The following is a 19,489-nucleotide window of genomic DNA, read 5'->3' as shown; positions in this document are numbered from 1 at the left end:
CTTCTCCCTCCGGCTGCTCAATGGGAGCCGTCCGTCGATGTTATCCGAGCGGTGGAACGGAGGCGGGCTACGCGGGTGGCCGCCCGCCGTGGCCGCTGGAGTGCCTCGCCGGAGCCGGAGCCGGCGCCGGGTCCGGGTCCGGCTCCGGCTCCGGCTCCAGGAGCCACCCTGTGCGGGTGAAGTAGCCGATATAGGTGGCAAACAGCTCCTCGTCCATCTCCGGACGGTTCACCCCGGAGCCGGCCAGCGCGGCGTCGGTGGCGCTGGGGTCGAAGACGAGGCCGCCCTCCGAGCCCCCGCCGGTCATCTCCTCGGCCAGCGTGCCCAGCAGCGGGAACGCCGCGTTGCCCGCGTCCGCGCCGATCCGGTCCAGCCACTCCCGCGGATCGACCTCGGGCAGCGCGTACCCCTTGGCGCGCAGCCGGCCCAGTACGGTGTCGAGCCGCAGCAGCCGCCCGGCGGCCAGATGGAAGGTGCGGCCCGCCGCCGCAGGCCGCAGGGACAGGGCGACGACGGCGTCGCCGGCGTAGTCCACGGGCACCAGGTCGAACGCGGTGTCCACTCCGGCGGGCGCGGCCTGGGCCTGGATACAGCCCTTGACGATCAGCCACAGGTAGTCACCGCTCTGGCAGGCGCCTGTACGGCTGTGCCCCGCGATCCGCGTCGGCCGGTAGACGGTGGCGGGCAGGGACCGGGCGCGGGCGGCCTCGATCAGCTTCTCGGCCGCCCACTTGCTCTGCGTGTAGCCGTGTTGCAGAGCCTCCGCGGGACCGGTGGGATGCTCAGGACCGATCCGCCCGCCCGCCTGCCCGGTCTCCCCCGCCTGCCCGGCATGCCCCGGCCGCCCCGCGCTGTCCGCGTACACACCGACCGTGGACACATGGTGCACCGGCACGCTGCGGTGCCGGGCCGCCAGGCGCAGTATCTCGGCCGTACCGTCCACCGTGGCGGCCTTGAGCTGCCCGTACGGAGAGGCGAGGTTCACCGCCGCGCCCACGTGGTACACCGCGTCCACGGTGTGCGCCAGCGCGTCGAAGACCTGCTCGGAGAGGCCCAGGCGGGGCCGCGCCAGATCGCCGAGGACGATCGTCAGCCGCCGCTCGTCGCCCTCGTGCCGGATTCCGTAGCCCTCCATGACCCCGCGCAGCCGCGCCGCGGCCCGCTCCTCGTCCTCGCCGCGGACCAGGCAGTGCACCACGGCGCGCGTGCGGTCCAGCAGGGACCGTACGGTGAACGCGCCGAGGAAGCCGGTGGCGCCCGTCAGCAGCACATGAGCGGGATCCTCCGCGACCCGGACCGTCGCGCCGGCCGCCACGATGTCGGCCGGCAGCAGGATCTCCGCGGCCGGGTCGAAGCCGCGGTCCCCGGCGGCGTCCCGTCCGGCCGTCCGGTCGCGGTCTCGGTCTCGGTCTCGGTCTCCGTCTCGGTCGACCAGCGCCGCGAGACCGGCGACCGTCGGTGTCACCGAGAGCGCGCCGAACGGGATCCGCGCCCCCAGTTCCTGACGGAGCCTCAGGATCAGCCGGACCGCCGGCAGGGAGTATCCGCCGAGGGCGAAGAAGTCGTCGTGGACACCGACCCGGCCCGTTCCCAGCACGTCCTGCCAGACGGCGGCGATGATCCTTTCGGTCGGGGTCCCCGGCGCCACGAACAAGTCCGCGGGCTGCCCGCCCACCGCGTCCGGCAGCGGCAGCGCGGCCCGGTCCAGCTTGCCGCTCGCCGTGCGCGGGAACTCCGCCAGCGCCACGCAGACAGCGGGCACCAGATACTCCGGCAGCCGTCGCGCCAGCGCGCGGCGCAGCTCGTCCGGTCGCAGGGCGGATCCGGCGGCCGGAAGGTAGTACGCGATCAGCCGCTTGTGCTCCGAAGCGGCCGGTTCCCGCGCGACCACCGCGGCGTCGGCCACTCCGGGCACGGCCCGTACGGCGGAGGCGACTTCGCCGACCTCCACCCGGTGTCCGCGGATCTTGACCTGGTCGTCCAGGCGGCCCAGCCACTGGATCCGCCCGTCGGCCAGATACCGGGCCAGGTCGCCGGTGCGGTAGAGGCGGGCCCCAGGGAGGAAGGGGTCCTCGATGAACTTCCGCCCGGTCAAAGACGGTTGGCCCAGGTAGCCGTCGGCGAGGGCGTCACCGCCGACGCAGATCTCCCCCACCGCGCCGATGGGGCTGAGCCGCTGGTCCCGGTCCAGCAGCAGGACGTGGGTGCCGTCGACGGGACGGCCGATGGGCGGCAGGTCGGGCCAGGCGTCCGGGTCGTGGCCCAGGCGTTCCGAGGTGACCACATGGGTCTCGGACGGACCGTACTGGTTCTCCAGCACCGCGCCGGGCGCCCACTGCCGGAAGAACTCCCGCAGCGCGGGCGTGGCGTGCAACTGCTCGCCCGCGGTGACGACTTCGCGCAGGCTCCCCGCCGAGCGGCCGGCTGAGCACGCGTACTCGGCGAGCTGCTGGAGCGCGACGAAGGGCAGGAACAGCCGCTCGACGCGCTCGGCGGCCAGCAGGTCGAGGAGGCGGGCCGGGTCGCGCCTCGACTCGTCGTCGGCCATGACCAGAGTGCCGCCGTCGGCCCAGGTGGCGAAGAGCTCCTGGAAGGCCACGTCAAAGCCGAGCGCGGCGAATTGCAGCGTACGGGCGCCGGGTCCGGCCGTGGAGCGGCTCCGCTGCCACGCCAGCAGGTTGGCCAGGGCCCGGTGCGGCATGGCGACGCCCTTGGGGCGGCCGGTGGAGCCGGACGTGTAGATCAGGTAAGCGAGGTCGCCGGGGGCCACGGCGGGCAGGTCGGCCTCGGGCGCGGCCGGGAAGTCGTCGAGGTCGTTGAGGTCGTCGAGGTCGTTGAAGTCGTTGAAGTCGTCCAGGTCGTCCAGGTCGTCCAAGGAGATCGTCTCGACCGTCGCGGGAAGGAGTACGGCCAGATCCCGCTGGACCAGCGCGATCCCGATCCCGCTGTCGGCCGCCATGTCGGCGATCCGGCCGGCGGGATGGGCCGGGTCGATGGGCAGACAGCCGCTGCCGGCCTTGAGCACGCCCAGCACCGCTACGGCCAGCTCCGGACCGCGGCGCAGACAGACACCCACGGGACGCCCGGCGGCACCCCGCGCCACCAGGTGCGCCGCCACGTCGTTCGCCGCCCGGTCCAGCTCCGCGTACGACAGGACGCGGTCCCCGTACACGACCGCCGGAGCACGCGGTGTACGGAGCGCCTGTGCGGCGAAGGCCTCGTGCGCGAGGGGACGCCCGGCCGGGGCGGCCCCGTGGGCCCATGTCCCGAGGATCAGCCGGCGTTCGGCGGCCGGAAGGATGTCCAGTTCGCGGACCGGCCGGTCGGGGTGGGCGACGGCATCGGTCAGCAGGGTACGCAGCCGCTCCGTCAGACGCTGGGCGGTGGCGCGGTCGAAGAGGTCGGTGGAGAACTCCAGGAAGCCGTCGAAGCCGCCGCGCGCCGGCACCAGGTGGAGGAAGACGTCGTACTTGGCCGTACCCGAGTGGATGTAGAGCCGCTCCGCGGTCACGCCCGGCAGGTCCAGTGCCGGGGCCGGGGCGTCGTCCAGGCCGAAGACCACCTGGAAGAGCGGAAAACGGTCCGGGGTGCGCTCCGCCCCCAGCTCGCGGACCAGCCGTGCGTACGGGATGTCGCGATGCGCGACCGCGCCCCACACCCGCTCCTTGGTCCTGGCCGTCAGCCCGGCGAAGGACACGTCGGCCGGTATCCGCTGACGCAGCGGCAGGATGTCGGACAGGCAGGCGATCATCGGTTCGAGGATCTCCTCGTCCCGGTGGGAGACAGGTGTGCCGATCACCACGTCGTCCTGCCCGGAGAGCCGGGAGAGCAGCACGGTCAGCGCCGTGGCCAGGACCGTGAACGGGGTGCTCCTCGTTCTCCGGGCGAGGCCGCGGACGCCGGCGCCGAGTTCGGCGCCGAGGGTGAACTCGACGCGGTCCCCCCGCGCGCCGAGGACCGCGGGCCGGGGCCTGTCCGTGGGGAACGAGGACTCCCCCGGGGCCCCTTGCAGCGTCTCCCGCCAGTACGCCATGGATTCCTCGCGCCCGCCGCGCCCGCCCGCGTCCGTCCGGCGCTGCTCCCGCGCATACGGGCCGAACTGAAGGGGAAGGTCGGGCAGGGGGGACGGCGTACCGTCCAGCGCCGCCCGGTAGAGGGCGCTGAACTCGGTGTCCAGCAGAGCGAAGCACCAGCCGTCGATCACCGCGTGGTGAATCGCCACCACCAGGACGGTGTCGTCCTCGGCCAACTCCAGCAGGGTGGCCCGCAGCAGGGGCGGCCGTACCAGGGAGACCGGCCGGGTGGCCGCCGCCACCATGGCAGCGTGCAGTTGGGACGGCTTCACCCGGCGCACGTCCAACTCGACCTGGGACGGCGGCATCACCGTCTGCCGCGCCCCGCCTCCGTCCCCGTCCCCGCCGCTGCCGCTGCCGCCGCCGTCCGGGCTTTCGGCCTCGGCCAGGGTCAGGCGGCTGCGCAGCGCCTCGTGCCGGGCCACGATCCCGGTGAGTGCGCGCTGAACGGCCGCCGCGTCGATCCGCGCACCGCGCAGCCGGTACGCCCACGATTCCAGATACCGCGAAGGCCCGTCCTGGAGCTGGTCGTTCAGCCAGATCGACTCCTGCTCGAACGACATCGGGTAGTTGCGGGTCGGGGTGGCTGCCGGGAGTCTGACGAGCGTCACGGGGAGAGCGCTTTCTGCTTCGGGAACGAGAGGGATCACTGGAGAGGCCCAGAGGAAGGCGATCGGAGGGGGCCGGTCAGAGCGCGTCGAGAAGGGCGGCGCGGTCGAGCTTGCCGGTGATCGTGGTCGGCAGGGCGACGCGCCGGAGCACCCGGTGGGGCACCAGATGGCCGGGCAGCCGGGCCGCCAGCGCACGTCGTACGGCGGTGGGGGACGGCGTGTCAGGTCCCTTCGCCGTGTAGAACAGCGCCAGCCGCTCGTACCCGCCGCCCGCGGCCGGTACGGGAACCACGGCCGCTTCCCGGATCCCGGGTATCCGGCGGGCGGCGCTCTCGATCTCTCCCGGTTCGACGCGGTGTCCGGAGATCTTGATCTGGCGGTCGGCCCGGCCGCGGAAGTGCAACGTCCCTTCGGAGTCCAGGAGGCCGAGGTCTCCCGTCCGGTACACGCGTACCGGGGGCGGGGCGGGGGCGGGGCCCGGGGCCGGGGCGGTTACCGCTGCCGGGGCCGCTGTGAGCGGGAGGGTGGTGAAGGCGGCTGCCGTGGCCTCGGCGTCGCCGACGTATCCGAGGGCCAACCCCTCTCCGGCGAGGCAGATCTCGCCCACCGTCCCCGGCGGCAGCACCTGTTCCCCGTCCAGGATGTGCACGGTGGTGCCGGGCACCGGGACGCCGACGGGGATTCCGTCCGGGCGGGCGCGGTCCGCCGCGGTGACCCGGTGCGTGGTGGCGAAGACACAACTCTCCACCGGCCCGTAGCCGTTGATCAGCGTGATGTCCGGGTATCGGTCCAGGAACCTGCCCACATGGGTGAGCGAGAGGCGCTCGCCACCGGTGAGGACCTGGCGCAGGCCGGTGAAGCAGGGGTGATCGGGGTCGTCCTCGTCGATGAGGAGGTTGAACAGGGAGGCCGTCAGCCAGGCGGTGTCCACCCCCGCGCCCGTGACGAGTTCCCCGAGGGTCTCCGGCAGCAGGTAGTCCGTGTCCGCGATGACACACGTGCCACCGGTGGTCAGCGGTCCCCACAGCTCCATGCTGAACGCGTCCCAGGAGGCCGGGGCGGCCTGCAGCACCACCCGGCCGGGTCCGAAGTCCGCGAACCCACGGCCTGAGAAGAGCCGGGTGGTCGCGCGGTGCGGGGAGAGTACGCCCTTGGGGACGCCGGTACTGCCCGAGGTGAAGAAGACCGTGGCGGGGCTGGAGCTGTCCACCGTGACGGACCGGGGCGCGCCACGGCGGGACGCGGCCTGCCGCGGCGACTCGTCAGGAACGATCCAGCGGGGCGTCTCCCGCCACGCCTCCGCGTCGGGCATGCCGCCGGCGCCGGCCATGTCGTCGGTCACCATGACAGGTGCCCGCAGTACGGAGGCGATGTGGCGGATCCGCTCCTGCGGCCAGCGCCGGTCGAGCGCCGCGTACGCCGCACCCCGTTTCAGTACGGCCAGCAGGACGGCCACCAACCGGGCAGAGCGGGGCAGCAGGACAGGGACGGTCGTTCCGGTCCTTACGCCCGCCGCGTCCAGAGCCTCGGCATAGGTGTCCGCGGCGGCGTCGAGTGTGGCGTAGTCGACGCGCTCGCCCCGGTGGACGACGGCGACAGCGGCGGGACGCAACCGCGCCTGGCGGGAGACCGCTTCGTGGATGAGCTGCGGATCTGCGGGATGGCGCACGGGACTTGCTCCAGGACATCCGGGGAAATCGGGGACATCAGGTGAGAGGTGATCGCGGGAGTGAGGTTGCGGGAGCGGAGGCGTGAGAACGGAGGCGTGAGAACGGGAGCGGGGGCGTGAGAGCGGGGGCGGCGGCGTGAGAGCGGGGGCGGCGGCGTGAGAGCCGGACCGCTCCTCAGACCTCGACCGCGGTGATGACCTCGGCGAAGGTGTCGCACTCGAACAGGGTCTCCGGGGTGATTCCCGCGCCCAGTTCCTTCCGGATCCGCGCACAGATGCGCATGGCCTGGAGGGACGTACCGCCGAAGTCGTAGAAGCTGTCCGCCTCCGTGATACGCGGCACCTTCAGCACGTCGGCGACGATGCGCAGGACCGCCTCCCGGTTACCGGTCCGCCGCGCGGATTCCTGCTGCTCGGTCAAGATCTTCTCCTCGTCCCGCCCCGGGCGGCAGTCCCGTGGCGCTCCGTGACATCCACGGACTCCCGCCAGTGTGACAGCCCGCCAGGTGACCGCTCACCAGCGGCCCACAGGACGCAGGACGGCCCATCAAACGGTCACCGACAGTGATGGACTCGGTGCGCGAACGGTCCGGGGCCACCGCACCCGGCGCCGGCGCGGGCCCCGGATAGACTCGTCCGCATGGTCCGATCGTCCCGTGATGGTGCGAATCCCGGGACGTGGCGGCGCGAGGCGGGCACCGTGGTGCGCCGGGCCGCGGCGCTTCCCGAGCAGGCCGGGGGCCCCTTCGCCATCTTCGCCGGGTCCCGGGTTCCGCGCGTTCCCACGGAGTGGGCGCAGCACTCGCATCCTCTGCACGAGCTCGTCTGGGTACGCGGGGGAACGCTGACCTCGCGCGTGCAGGACCGTATCTTCACCGTGTCCGAGGGGCACGGACTGTGGATGCCGGCCGACGTCGTGCACGGCGGCCGGGCGACGGCGGGTGCGGAGTTCCACGACGCCTTCTTCGCGCCCGACCGCACGCCGTTCGCGTTCGCGGAGCCGATAGCGATCGCGATGACGCCGGTGCTCGAATCGCTGCTGACCCATCTGTCCCGTACGGATCTCGACGCCGCGGCCAGGGCGCGCGCGGAGGCGGTCGTGTTCGACGTACTCCAGCCGTCGGAGCGCCAGTTCACGCTGCGGCTGCCCGGCGACGCCCGGATCGGCGCGATCACCGAAGCCCTGCTGGACGATCCCGCCGACCGCCGCTCGCTGGACGAGTGGGCGCGTGCGCTGGGGACCAGCGACCGTACGATCACCCGCGCGTTCCGCCACGCGACGGGGCTCTCCTTCGCGCAGTGGCGGCAGGCGCTGCGCGTGCACTGGGCGTTGACGCTGCTGTCCGAGGGGCGCGACGTGCGGACCGTCTCCGAGACGCTGGGCTACGCGCAGCCCAGCACCTTCATCGCCGCCTTCCGGCGGATCATGGGAACCACGCCGGGGGCGTTCTTCGACGCGGCCGACGGCGCCCCGGACGGTGTCCGGAATCCCGTATTGGGTGTCCAGAACTCCTGATTGTCGCCAAGGTGAGCGGAATATAAGCTTCCCCCAGTTAGGCAAGGCAATCCTTAGTTTCAACCCCCGGAACCGTCAATGCTCACGAACTCATCCCGGCGCGCCGCTCGTCGTACGGCCGGACCGGCCACGGCCGAGGCCGCCCCCGAGGCGCCCGCCGAGACCGCCCCTACGGCCGCCCTCGGCGGGCACGATCTGGTGCTGCGGTACGGCGGGACCCCGGTCGTCCACGGCGTCTCGCTGGCCCTGGAGGCCGGTCGCGCGACCGCCCTGGTGGGGCCCAACGGCAGCGGGAAGTCCACGCTGCTGCGCGCGCTCTCCCGGCTGCACCGGGTGGACGGCGGCCGGGTGACCCTCGGCGCCCGCGACGGACAGCCCGAGCGCGAGGCATCCCTGCTCAGCGCCCGCGAGTTCGCCCGCGAGGTCACCCTCTTCTCCCAGTCGCGCCCCGCGCCCCAGGGACTGACGGTGGCGGAGGTCGTGGCGTTCGGACGCCACCCCTACCGGCGTGGTTTCGCCGGCCTGTCCGCCCAGGACCGGAGCGCCATCGAGCACGCCATGGGGGTCACCGGCGTACGGGACATGGCGGGCCGGCCGGTCGGGGAACTCTCCGGCGGGGAGATGCAGCGTGTCTGGCTCGCGGCCTGTCTGGCCCAGGACACCGGCGTCGTACTGCTGGACGAGCCGACGAACCATCTGGACCTGCGCTATCAGATCGAGACGCTCGACCTGGTGCGCGATCTCGTCGAGGAGCACGGCGCCGCGGTGGGCATCGTGCTGCACGACCTCGACCAGGCCGCCCGCGTCGCGGACACGCTGGTCCTGATGCGCTCCGGCCATGTGCACGCCGCGGGCGCGCCCCTCGACGTACTCACCGCGGAGAACATCGGCGCGGTCTACGACATCCGTGTCGAGGTCGGCGTGGACCCCCGCACGGGCCGTCTGCGCATCGACCCACTCGGGCGGCACTCCGCCCGGAGCGGCGCATCCGCCGCTCCCACGAATCTCACACATCGCACGAATCGCGATCATCGCAAGAAAGAGGACCTTTCATGAACCGTGCCCGTCGTCTGGCCGCGTCAGCCTCGGCAGGGCTCGTCGTCCTCGCCGCAACGGCTTGCGGAACGACCAGTGTGGACAAGACCGAGACCTCCGACGCCGGCAGCAGCGCGGCGCCCTCGTCGAAGAGCTGCGCCGAGGACACCACGAAGACGTCGACCGAGCCGGTCTCCTTCAAGGACGGTGTCGGCCGGCAGGTGAAGCTCGACAAGCCCGCCAAGCGGATCGCGGTCCTCGAATGGCAGCAGGTCGAGGACGCGCTGACGCTGTGCGTCACCCCCACCGCTGTCTCCGACGCGAAGGGATACCGCACCTGGGTCAGCGCGGAGAAGCTGCCCACCGGGGTGACGGACGTCGGCACCCGTGAGGAGCCCGACCTCGACACCCTGTACGCGGCGAAGCCCGACCTCATCGTCGTGGAGGCGTTCAAGGCCGACGACGAGACCATCAAGAAGCTGGAGAAGCGGGGCGTCCCCGTGATGGCCACGCGAGGGGCGTACCCCGCCGACCCGATCGGGAACATGCGGGACGTCTTCAGCATGATCGGCGAGGCGACGGGCCGTACCGAGCGGGCCGACCAGGTGCTCAAGGAGTTCGACGAGCACCTCGCGACGGCGAAGAAGCGGGTGGCCGACGCGGACCTGCCGACCAAGGACTTCCTGTTCTTCGACGGATGGCTCCAGGGCGGCAACCTCACCGTCCGCCCGTACGCCAAGGGCGCCCTGTTCACCGAGATAGGCGAACAGCTCGGCATGAAGCCCGCCTGGACGACCGACGTCAACAAGGCCCACGGCAGCGGCGGCGTCGATCCCTCCTACGGCCTCGCGCAGACCGACGTCGAGGGACTCACCGGGGTGGGGAACGCCAACCTCTTCTACGCCAACGACGAAGGCGCCGGCGGATACGTCAAGGCGCTGGAGAAGAACCCGATCTGGAAGTCCCTCCCGGCCGTGAAGGAAGGCCGTGCGCACTCCTTCCCGGCGCGCGTGTGGGGCGCCGGCGGGCCGCGCTCCTGCGCGCAGGCGATCGACGCGTACGTCGACGTACTCGACAGCAAGAAGTGAACCCACCGCTGATACCGGCACTACCGGAAGCCGAACGCCCCGGACGCGCGCCGCTGTCCGGGGTGGCCGTCCTGGCACTTCTCCTCGTCATGACCGCCCTGGTGGGCATGTGGCACCTGACGCAGGGGACGTCGGGCGTCGGCGTCGGGGATCTGCTGCGCCATCTCGCCGGTGAACCGGAGAAGAGCGGCGGCGAGCCGGTCGGCGAGATCCTCACCGGCTCGCGCCTGCCGCGCCTCCTCGCGGGGGTCGCGGTGGGAGTCGCCCTCGGCTGCGCCGGCGCGCTGCTCCAGTCCGTCACCCGCAACGCCCTCGCCTCCCCCGACACCCTGGCGGTCACGGCAGGCGCGTACTTCACGCTCTCGCTCGTCGCGGCCCTCGGCCTCGCCGTCCCGCTGTGGGCGTCGGGCGCCGTCGCCTTCGCCGGCGGCCTGCTCGCGGCGGCACTCGTGCTGTCCCTCGCGGGCCGGGCCGCCGGCACCACGGGTACGCGGCTCATCCTCGCCGGCTCGGCCGTGGCGATGGCCCTGGACGCGGCGACCGGGATGCTGCTCATCCTGTTCGGCCAGAACACGACCGGGCTCTTCGCCTGGGGAAGCGGCTCGCTCGCGCAGCTGAACATCGACGCGTCGGTACGCGCCTTCCCTCTCGTGGCCACGGTGCTGTGCGTCGCCCTGGCGCTGTCGCGCAGGCTGGACGTGATGAACCTGGGCGACGACGCCGCGTCCACCCTCGGTGTGCCGATCCGGACCACCCGCGTCACCGCCGTGCTCTGCGCGGTACTTCTGACCAGTACGGCGGTGACGCTCGCGGGCCCGATCGCCTTCGTCGGACTCGGCGCCCCCGTCCTGACCCGCCTGATCGCGGGACGGGTCAGGGCGCTGCACCGGCACCTCTTCCTGGTGCCCGCGTCCGGGCTGCTCGGCGCGCTGCTCATCCTGCTCGCGGACGCGACGCTGCGCGCGATCCAGGGCGCGGACGGGGCCGCCGCCATTCCCACGGGGGTGCCCACCGCGCTGCTCGGCGCCGTTGTGATCGTGATCCTCGCCCTCCGCCTCCGCGATACGGGCCACCTCCGGCAGCCCCCGCACGCGCGGTTCCGCGTACGGTCGCGACGCGCGTTCCTCCTCGTCGTACTCGGCGCGGTGGCGCTGCTGGCCGCGGCGGTCCTCGTGGCGGTCCTCGCGGGGAGCCTCTGGCTGCGGACGGGGGACATCGCGCTCTGGGCCCGGGGAACCGCCCCGGACCTGATCGGCCGGGCGCTCGACGACCGGGTCCCGCGCGTGGCCGCCGCGGTCCTCGCCGGCGCGGCGCTCGGACTGGCCGGCTGCGCCGTACAGAGCGCGGTGCGCAACCCGCTGGCGGAGCCTGGTGTGCTCGGCATCACGGCGGGCGCCGGGCTGGGCGCGGTGGCCGTCGTGACGTCGGACCTGCCCGGCGGACGGCCGCTGCTCGTCGCGGCGGCGGTCGCGACGGGGCTCGCCACGTTCGCGGTGATCGCCCTGCTGGCCTGGCGCGGCGGTCTGCTGCCCGACCGGCTCGTCCTGATCGGCATCGGCTGCGGGTACGGCCTCAGCTCCATCACCACGTTCCTCCTGCTCAGGGCCGATCCGTGGAACACGCCCCGGATCTTCACCTGGCTCTCGGGCACGACGTACGGGCGCACACTGCCCGATGTCGTACCGGTCGCGGTGGCGGTGGCGCTCGCGCTCCCCGCACTGTTCGCGATGCGCGGCCGGCTCGACCTGCTCGCCGTCGACGAGGACACCCCGCGCATCGTCGGCGTCAGGGCGGCACGCACCCGCTTCACCGCACTGGCGATCGCCGCGGTGCTCGCGGCGCTCAGTGTGATCGCCATCGGCGTCGTCGGCTTCGTGGGTCTCGTCGCCCCGCACCTCGCCCGGTCGCTGGTGGGCGCTCGCCACGGCCGTGTGATCCCCGTCGCGATGCTGCTCGGCGCGCTGCTGGTCTGTGTGGCCGACGCCCTCGGCCGCACGCTCACCGCGCCCGCCCAGATACCGGCGGGCCTCATGATCGCCCTGGTCGGCGCGCCGTACTTCGTGTGGGTGCTGCGGCAGTCCCGCGCATGACACCGAGCGACGCACCCGCACCGACCGACCTACAGGAGTAAAGGAATGCCGTCCCCCCGGGAAACGCCCGCACAGAGCGTCCTCGTCCCGTTCGCACCCGAGCGCGACGCGCTGCCGGCGTCGCTGAAGCGGCTCGTCCACCAGGACGTACTGGAGCGCTGGTACGCGGTCGACCGTTCCGCCCACGCCCCCCGCGTCGTGGCCGTCCCCGGGGACGACGGCGAGGAGTGGACCGCGGCCGCTCTCGTGACGGCACGCCCGCACACCGCCTATCTGAAGATCGTCGACGCGGTCGGTGAGGTGCCGGCGGCCGTCGACGCCGTGGTCGCCGCCGCGCGTCAGCAGGGGCTCGCGCAGGTCAAGTGGGAGGGATGGACGGCGAACGCCGGGGAAGCCGCCGCGCTCGGCTTCGCCCCGCTGCGCGTTCCGCTCGGGCGGGGCGGAGCCGAGGATGCCCCGGGTCCCGGTTCCGGCTATGTGCGCTGGCTGGGCGGCGGCGCGGCGGTGAGCGAGCCTCCGTACTACGGGCAGACGACGCACTTCACATGCGGCGCCGTCACCGCGCTGATCGCGCGGACACACGCGGGAGGGCTGCCGCCGGAGTCGTTCGACCGCACGGCGGAGCTGCGGCTGTGGCGCGACGCGACGAACTTCCCCGCGTGCGAGCCCGTCGGACTGGGCGTCGCGGTGCGCCGGGCATGGCCGTCGTCGCAGGTCACGGTCTTTCTCGATAGGGAAGGGCCCGTCCTGCTCGACCACCTTCCGGAGAGCGAACAGGAGTGGCGTGCGGTGCTCCAGCGCGCGTCGCGGGCGGACGCCGGCCTGATCGGCGTCCCGATCGACGCGCACCACCTGCCCATGGCCGCCGTCCGCGACGCGATCGGCCGACGGGAGCACGTGCTGCTCCTGGTCTCCCTCGCCGGGATGCAGGGGTTCGACGTACCGCACTGGGTGCTCTGCCACGGCGCCGTACCCGGCGCCCTCGTGATCGAGGACCCCTGGGCCAACGCGGCCACGGGCGACACCTGGGTCGACGCCCACCTGTTGCCCGTGACCGACGCGTCGCTCGACGCGATGTCGACGATCTCGTCGGACGGCTACCGCGGTGCCGTAATGATCGGCGATCCGGAGCCGCTTGACGCATCCTGAGGGGCGGGCCGGGCCGCCGCCGCGGACCGGTGTTCCCCACAGAAACCCGCGGAGAGACCCGGAGATCATGGAACTCGCCTCCTTCCCCCGTCAGTTCGCCAGGACCCGCCGCTTCTCGCTCGGGGTCCCGCAGCGCTTCACCGTCTCACCCGACGGGAAACGGGTGCTGTTCACGCGGTCCGTGTCCGGCACGGACGCGCGGAGCCTGCTGTGGCTGTACGAGAACGGCGCGGAACGGCTGCTCGCGGGCGGGGACGAGGACGGAACAGGGACCGGGACCGGGGACGGGATCGGGACCGGGGACAGGAGCGGGGCCGGCATCGGAGCCGGGGCCGGCATCGGCTCGTACGCCACCGACCGCCACGCGCGCGTGGCCGCGTACACGCGCGACGGCGCGCTCTGGACCGTGGGGACGGACGGCGGCGGCGACGGCGGTGCCCCGCGCCGGCTGCCCGTCCCCGGCCCGGTGACCGACCCCCGCCCCTCCCCCGACGGAACCCTGATCGCGTACGTCCGGGACGGCGCGCTGCGGGTCGTACGGGCCGACGGCACGGCCGACCGGGTGCTCGCCGAGCCGGAGTCCCCCGAGATCACCTACGGGCTGCCCGACCATGTCGCCAGGGAGTCCATCGGCCGCACGCGCGCCTTCTGGTGGTCACCGGACGGGACCGCGCTGCTGGTGGCCCGGGTGGACGCCTCGATGGTGCGGCGCTGGTACGTCGGTGACCCGGCCGACCCCGCGCGCCCGCCGCGTGCCGTCCGCTACCCGGCGGCCGGCACGGCCAATACGGAGACGTCCCTGCGCCTGGTCACCGTCGGCGGCGACCAGACCCCGGTCGCGCTCCCGCGCACGGCACCGGAGTCCGGGGACGACGCGCCGGCCGCGCCCGGCACCTGGCGTGACGGCGCCTTCGACTACCTCCTGCGCGCCGACTGGGACGGCGCCGCCCCGGTCGTCACCGTCCAGACCCGGGACCAGCGCACGGTATGGGTCCTGCGCGTCGACCCGTCGACCGGCGCCGTACAGCCGCTGTCGCGCCACACCGACGACGCGTGGGTGGAGTTCCCGCCGGGCACCCCGCTGCACACCGCGTCCGGCGCGGCCGTGCTGCCGTACGTAAGCGGCGACGCGTACGGGATCCGAATCGGGGACGTGCCCTCGCCCGCCGGGCTCCAGGTCAGGGCGGTGCTGGGGGCGGTGGGCGAACGGGTCTTCTTCACCGCGACCGAGGAGCCGACGGAGACCCACGTCTGGTCGTACACCCCGTCGGACCTACCTGCGGACGGGCCGTCGGACGGACCGGACCCCCGCTTCGTCCGGCTCACCGACCTCCCCGGTGTGCACACCGCCACCGTCGGCGGCGACACCACCGGCGGCGAGACCCTCGTCCTCGACAGCCGGACTCCGACCGCCCATACGGTGACGGTGGTACGAGGCGGTGAGGCCGTCGGCCGTATCGCGGTCCTCACCGAGCGGCCCGTGGTCACCCCCGCGCCCATCCCCCTCGTCCTCGGCGAGCGCGAGTCGCGCGGCCAGCTCCATCTGCCGTCCTGGTACGAACCGGGCTCGGGCCGACTCCCGGTGCTGCTCAGCCCGTACGCCGGCCCCGGCATGCAGGTCGTGACCCGGGCGGGCTCCTGGCACTCCGCGGCGCGCCAGTGGTTCGCCGAACAGGGCTTCGCGGTGCTGGTGGTGGACGGCCGCGGCACGCCCGGACGCGGGGTGGCCTGGCAGCAGGCCATCATCGGCGACCGGCTGACACCCGTGCTCGACGACCAGATCGACGCGCTGCACGCGGCGGCCGAGCGGTACGACGGCGCCCTGGACCTGACGCGGGTCGGCATCCGGGGCTGGTCGTTCAGCGGCTATCTGGCGGCCGGCGCCGTACTGCGCAGGCCCGATGTGTTCCACGCGGCGGTCGCCGGGGCGTCCGTCACCGACCGGCGGCTGTACGACACGTACTGGGAGGAACGCTATCTCGGGCACCCGGACATCCAGCCGGAGGGCTACGCGCGCTCGTCGCTGCTCCCGTACCCGAGCGAAGCGAACGGCCCGCATGGCCCGAACGACGTGAACGGCGCGAGCAACTTGAACGGCCCGAACGACGTGAACGGCCCGAGCGGCCCGAACGCGCCCGTCCCGCCGCTGCTGCTCGTCCACGGACTCCTCGACGACAACGTCTTTCCGCTGCACACCCTGCGGCTCTCCGCCGCGCTGCTCGCGGCCGGCCGGCCGCACTCCGTACTCCCGCTGCCCGGGACCGGGCATCTCGTCAACCGGGAGGGGACGGCCGACGCCCTGCTGCTGCGGGAGCTCGCCTTCTTCCGGGAAGCGCTCGGCGCCGGGGTTCCGCCGGCCGGTAAATCCACGGCCGATTGAACACAGGAACGCCCGGTACCGTACTTCCCCATGAACCGGCCGAGCGAGCGCCGGGCGGGAACACGGGAGTTCGGTATGACGGGAACGTACGGCAACGCGCGCATCGTGACACGCCGGACCGTGGTCGCGGCGGCCGGTGCGGCGGGGCTGGGCGCGGCGCTCGTGGCGTGCGGTTCGGACGACAGCTCGGGCAGCAGTTCGGACAACAGCGCGGGCAGCAGCTCGGGCGGCAGCTCGGGCACTGTGCTCGCCAAGACGACCGACATCCCGGAGGGCGGCGGGGTCGTCTTCGGTGACCAGGGCGTGGTCGTCACCCAGCCTCAGGCCGGCGAGTTCAAGGCGTTCTCGTCCGTGTGCACCCACTCGGGCTGCGCCGTCAAGGGCATCGCCGACGGGGTCATCAACTGCCCGTGCCACGGCAGCAAGTTCAGCGCGACGGACGGCAGTGTCCAGGCCGGCCCCGCGACCACACCGCTGCCCGCCAAGACCATCAAGGTCAGCGGCACGGAGATCAGCCTGGCGTGACGTGACCGGTACGAGCGGCGTCCCAAGCTGACCCGCTCCCCCCTGAACGGCGGCCGGCCGGCCCCACCCTTCGTCGGCAGAAGGTGGGACCGGCCGGCCGTCCTCTTTGTTCGGCCTTCATTCCGGCCTTTCGTTCCGGCGTTTCACTTCCGGCGTTTCGCTTCCGGCGCTCGTTGCCTCGACGAATCAGCCGTGGGTACGGGCCGGAGCCGGCCCGGCCGCCGAGGCCAGCGCGTCCGCGACCGGCCCGATGTCGCCGGCCGTCAGCTCGGACACCGTCAGCCGTACGCCCGGCGGCGCCGCCAGCCGGAAGCGCGCCCCCGGCGCGACCGCCCAGCCGGCGTTCAGCAGCCGCGTCACCGCGCCGGTCTCGTCCGCGACCGGCACCCAGACGTTCATCCCGCTGCGGCCGTGCGCCTCGACGCCCCGGTCGGCGAGCGCCGCGACGAGCGCGTCACGGCGCTCGCCGTACGCCCGGGCCACGGCCGCCGCGTCGACCGCGCCCGAGGTCCACAGGTGAACGACGGCGTGCTGAAGGATCCGGCTCACCCAGCCGGGGCCGAGCCGCTGCCGTCCCGCCACCCGGTCCACGGTCAGCGCGTCGCCGGTCAGCACGGCGAGCCGCAGATCGGGCCCGTACGCCTTCGCCGTCGACCGTACGAGTGCCCAGCGGTCGGTGACCCCGGCCAGCGGATGCAGCGGCAGATCCACGATGTGGTGGCCGTGGTCGTCCTCGATGAGCAGGACGCCCGGGTGCGCGGCGAGCAGGGCGCGCAGGGCGGCGGCGCGCGCGGCACCGATCGCCGCGCCGGTCGGGTTCTGCGCGCGGTCGGTGACGACGACCGCCCGTACGCCCGCGCGCAGGGCCTCCGCCAGCGCGCCGGGCAGCGGCCCGTCGTCGTCCACCCCCATCGGCACCGGCCGCAGCCCGAGCGCGGGGACGAGGTCGAGCAGGGCGCCCCAGCCCGGGTCCTCGACGGCGACGGCGTCGCCGGGCCGCAGATGCGCGGCCAGTACGCGTTCGATGGCGTCCAGCGATCCGGAGGTGACGGCGACCGGCCCCGGGGGCACCCCGTCGGCGTCCAGTCCGGCCCGGGCCAGCCGGGCGAACTCCGGGTCGACGGGCGCCTGCCCGTACAGCCCTGGCCGCTCCGCGCCATGGCGGGCCGCGGCGGCGAGGGCCTCGTGCAGCGGAGGCAACAGGGCGGGATCGGGGTTGCCCTCCGAGACGTCCCGTACGCCGGGCGGCACCTCGACCCGGATCGAGCCGCGGACGGTACTGGCGGGACGCGGCCGGATCCGGCTGCCCCGGCGCCCTGACGTCTCGATCACCCCGCGCTCGCGCAGGGTGCGGTAGGCGGCGGCGACGGTATTCGGGTTGACCCCCAGTTCCGTCGCCAACTCCCGCATCGGCGGCAGAAGTTGCCCAGGAACCAGCTCTCCGGCGCCAACCGCCCGTTCGACGCTCGCGGAAATCTCCGCGGCGCCGCGTCCCGTAATCCGATACTCTCCTAGCACAAAGAATATTATGCACTAGAGCAAAAGAGAACGCAATGAAGGAGAACACCGTGCCGGAGCCCAGCGCCTACCCGTCCTCCTCCCGTACCGTCCCCACCCGGGCCCGCGAGCGGGCCTCGTACGACCGCGAGCTGGTGCACGGGATACTCGACGCGGCGTACGTCTGCCATCTCGGCTTCGTCCGCGACGGCGCTCCCGTGGTGCTTCCGACGCTCTACGCGCGCGTGGGCGAGCGGCTCTACCTCCACGGCTCCACCGGATCGCGCCCGCTGCGCATGGCGGGCGGGACGGGAGGAACGGGCGGGACAGGCGGGACAGGCGCGCACCCCGAGACGGAGAACGACCCGGGGCTGGCCGTCTGTGTGACCGTCACCCATGTCGACGGTCTGGTGCTGGCGCGCTCCGCCTTCCACCACTCGCTGAACTACCGCTCCGTGGTGGTGCACGGCACCGCCCGCCGGATCACCTCGCCGGAGGAGCGGCGTACGGCCCTCGACGCGATCGTCGACCAGGTCACCCCCGGCCGCTCGCGCGACTCGCGCCCGGCCAACGACCGCGAGCTGGCGGCGACCGCCGTGATCGGCCTCGATCTGCGCGAGGTCTCCGCCAAGGTCCGTACGGGCGGCCCCAACGACGACCCCGAGGACCTCGCGCTCCCGTACTGGGCGGGGGTCGTACCGCTCGCACCGGGCTACGGAACGCCCGTACCGGCGGACGACCTGGACCCGGCCGTCCCGCTGCCCGGCTACCTGGCCAGGCACTGAAACTGCGGGCGTATGCGGCTAGGACGCGGCCGGTCCGGCCGGAACCCGCGCCGGACCGCCGTCCCCCGCCGCGCCCCCTTCGCCCTCGCCCGCCCCCGTCCCCGCGCCCGTCCCGCCACCGGCCACCGGCCCGGCGGGCGGCGCCTTCGGGGTCGACGACTGCGCGATGAACGCGCCGATCAGCACCACCGCCCCGCCGAGGATCTGCGGCGCCGAGAGGTGCTCCCGCAGCAGCACCCACGCCAGGACGGTCGCCACGACCGCCTCCAGACAGGCGACGACACCCGCGACCTGCGGGGAGAGCCTGCGTACGGAGACCACCCCGGTGACATACGCGAGGACGGTGGCGATCAGCACGATCCAGCCCAGCAGCACCCAGACCGCGACGCGCGACCCGCCCATGACGGCGCTGCCGCCGAGCAGCGACCAGTCCATCCGCCAGGGGCGGGCGACGGCGGTCAGCACGACAGCGCCGACGAGCAGCCCGTACGCGATCACGCCCAGCGGATCCGCCGCGTCCTCGCCGTCACCGTCCGGGTCGGACAGGACGAAGTAGCCGACCTGGCAGCAGGCCGCGCAGAGCGCGAGAAGCACCCCGACGGGATCGAAACCGAGCCCGGCCCACACCTCGACCACGCAGGCCAGCCCGCCCACCGCGAGAACGACCCCGACGGCGGCGGCGCGGGTGACCGGCCGGCGCCGTACGAACCGGACCCAGAGCAGCACGAGCGCGGGCGCGAGGTACTCGATGAGCAGCGCGACCCCGACGGGGATACGGGAGAGCGCGGCGAAGTAGAAGGCCTGGACGCCCGCGACGGCCAGCAGCCCGAAGCCGACGAGCAGCGCGGGCCTGCGCACGAGCAGCGCGCGGTGGCGCCAGGCGACCGGGAGCATGACAAGGGCGGCGCCGGTGACCCGGAGCCAGACGACATGGAGCGGATCGAGCCCCGCCTCGATCAGCGGCTTGGCCGCGACACCCGAACCGCCGAACGCGAACGCCGACACCAGGGCGAGCCCCAGGCCGCCGCTCCTCTCCCGAGACACCTGCATGGCGTCATCATGACAGCTCGC

Annotated in this window: 13 protein-coding genes; 8 read left to right on the top strand and 5 right to left on the bottom strand. The window is 73.5% G+C overall.

The features are described from left to right. Positions 1-67 precede the first annotated feature (67 nt). The 3 genes from AB0389_RS28595 to AB0389_RS28585 all read right to left on the bottom strand — a co-directional run bounded on the left by AB0389_RS28595 (position 68) and on the right by AB0389_RS28585 (position 6,774). Positions 68-4,684, bottom strand: coding sequence for an amino acid adenylation domain-containing protein (locus tag AB0389_RS28595; RefSeq protein WP_366398390.1), 4,617 nt, complete (start codon positions 4,682-4,684; stop codon positions 68-70). Positions 4,685-4,760: 76 nt separating this feature from the next. Continuing rightward, the gene (locus AB0389_RS28590; RefSeq protein WP_366398389.1) at positions 4,761-6,353 is read right to left on the bottom strand and encodes an amino acid adenylation domain-containing protein; all 1,593 of its coding nucleotides are present in this window, start codon (positions 6,351-6,353) and stop codon (positions 4,761-4,763) included. Between the two features lie 175 nt (positions 6,354-6,528). Further along, entirely contained in the window at positions 6,529-6,774 is a 246-nt protein-coding gene (locus AB0389_RS28585; RefSeq protein WP_366398388.1) for an acyl carrier protein, read from the bottom strand. Positions 6,775-6,993: 219 nt separating this feature from the next. On the opposite strand from AB0389_RS28585, the gene AB0389_RS28580 reads away from it, so the two are divergent. The 7 genes from AB0389_RS28580 to AB0389_RS28550 all read left to right on the top strand — a co-directional run bounded on the left by AB0389_RS28580 (position 6,994) and on the right by AB0389_RS28550 (position 16,136). Then, on the top strand, positions 6,994-7,869 hold the full coding sequence (locus AB0389_RS28580) for a helix-turn-helix domain-containing protein (protein ID WP_366398387.1): 876 nt from the start codon (positions 6,994-6,996) through the stop codon (positions 7,867-7,869). Between the two features lie 78 nt (positions 7,870-7,947). Then, positions 7,948-8,925 (top strand): ABC transporter ATP-binding protein, encoded by a 978-nt coding sequence (locus AB0389_RS28575; RefSeq protein ID WP_366398386.1) that lies wholly within the window; start codon positions 7,948-7,950, stop codon positions 8,923-8,925. Continuing rightward, a complete protein-coding gene (locus tag AB0389_RS28570; RefSeq protein WP_366398385.1) occupies positions 8,922-9,992 on the top strand; it encodes an iron-siderophore ABC transporter substrate-binding protein in 1,071 nt (356 codons plus the stop codon). Before AB0389_RS28575 ends, AB0389_RS28570 begins: the two co-directional genes overlap by 4 nt. Then, entirely contained in the window at positions 9,989-12,082 is a 2,094-nt protein-coding gene (locus AB0389_RS28565) for an iron ABC transporter permease (RefSeq protein ID WP_366398384.1), read from the top strand. The genes AB0389_RS28570 and AB0389_RS28565 overlap by 4 nt, the downstream gene beginning before the upstream one ends. Positions 12,083-12,127: 45 nt before the next feature. Further along, positions 12,128-13,231 carry a peptidase C39 family protein gene (locus AB0389_RS28560; RefSeq protein ID WP_366398383.1) on the top strand — a complete coding sequence of 368 codons (1,104 nt, stop codon included), beginning with the start codon at positions 12,128-12,130 and terminating at the stop codon, positions 13,229-13,231. Between the two features lie 67 nt (positions 13,232-13,298). Further along, positions 13,299-15,611 carry a prolyl oligopeptidase family serine peptidase gene (locus AB0389_RS28555; protein WP_366398382.1) on the top strand — a complete coding sequence of 771 codons (2,313 nt, stop codon included), beginning with the start codon at positions 13,299-13,301 and terminating at the stop codon, positions 15,609-15,611. A gap of 75 nt (positions 15,612-15,686) precedes the next feature. Further along, complete coding sequence (locus AB0389_RS28550) at positions 15,687-16,136, top strand: Rieske (2Fe-2S) protein (protein ID WP_366398426.1); 450 nt, start codon at positions 15,687-15,689, stop codon at positions 16,134-16,136. 186 nt (positions 16,137-16,322) lie between these two features. Here AB0389_RS28550 and AB0389_RS28545 read toward each other — a convergent pair whose 3' ends face one another. After that, positions 16,323-17,654, bottom strand: a complete 1,332-nt coding sequence (locus tag AB0389_RS28545) for an aminotransferase class I/II-fold pyridoxal phosphate-dependent enzyme (protein WP_366398381.1) — start codon at positions 17,652-17,654, stop codon at positions 16,323-16,325. A 35-nt stretch (positions 17,655-17,689) separates the two neighbouring features. On the opposite strand from AB0389_RS28545, the gene AB0389_RS28540 reads away from it, so the two are divergent. Continuing rightward, positions 17,690-18,418 carry a pyridoxamine 5'-phosphate oxidase family protein gene (locus tag AB0389_RS28540; protein ID WP_366398380.1) on the top strand — a complete coding sequence of 243 codons (729 nt, stop codon included), beginning with the start codon at positions 17,690-17,692 and terminating at the stop codon, positions 18,416-18,418. 18 nt (positions 18,419-18,436) lie between these two features. On the opposite strand, the gene AB0389_RS28535 is transcribed toward AB0389_RS28540, so the two are convergent. After that, on the bottom strand, positions 18,437-19,468 hold the full coding sequence (locus tag AB0389_RS28535; protein ID WP_366398379.1) for an EamA family transporter: 1,032 nt from the start codon (positions 19,466-19,468) through the stop codon (positions 18,437-18,439). Positions 19,469-19,489 lie beyond the last annotated feature (21 nt).

Source organism: Streptomyces sp. NPDC093109, assembly GCF_040701725.1.
Lineage (GTDB): Bacteria > Actinomycetota > Actinomycetes > Streptomycetales > Streptomycetaceae > Streptomyces.
Note: the sequence above shows the minus strand (reverse complement) of the source record. Positions and strands in the feature narration are given on the sequence as shown.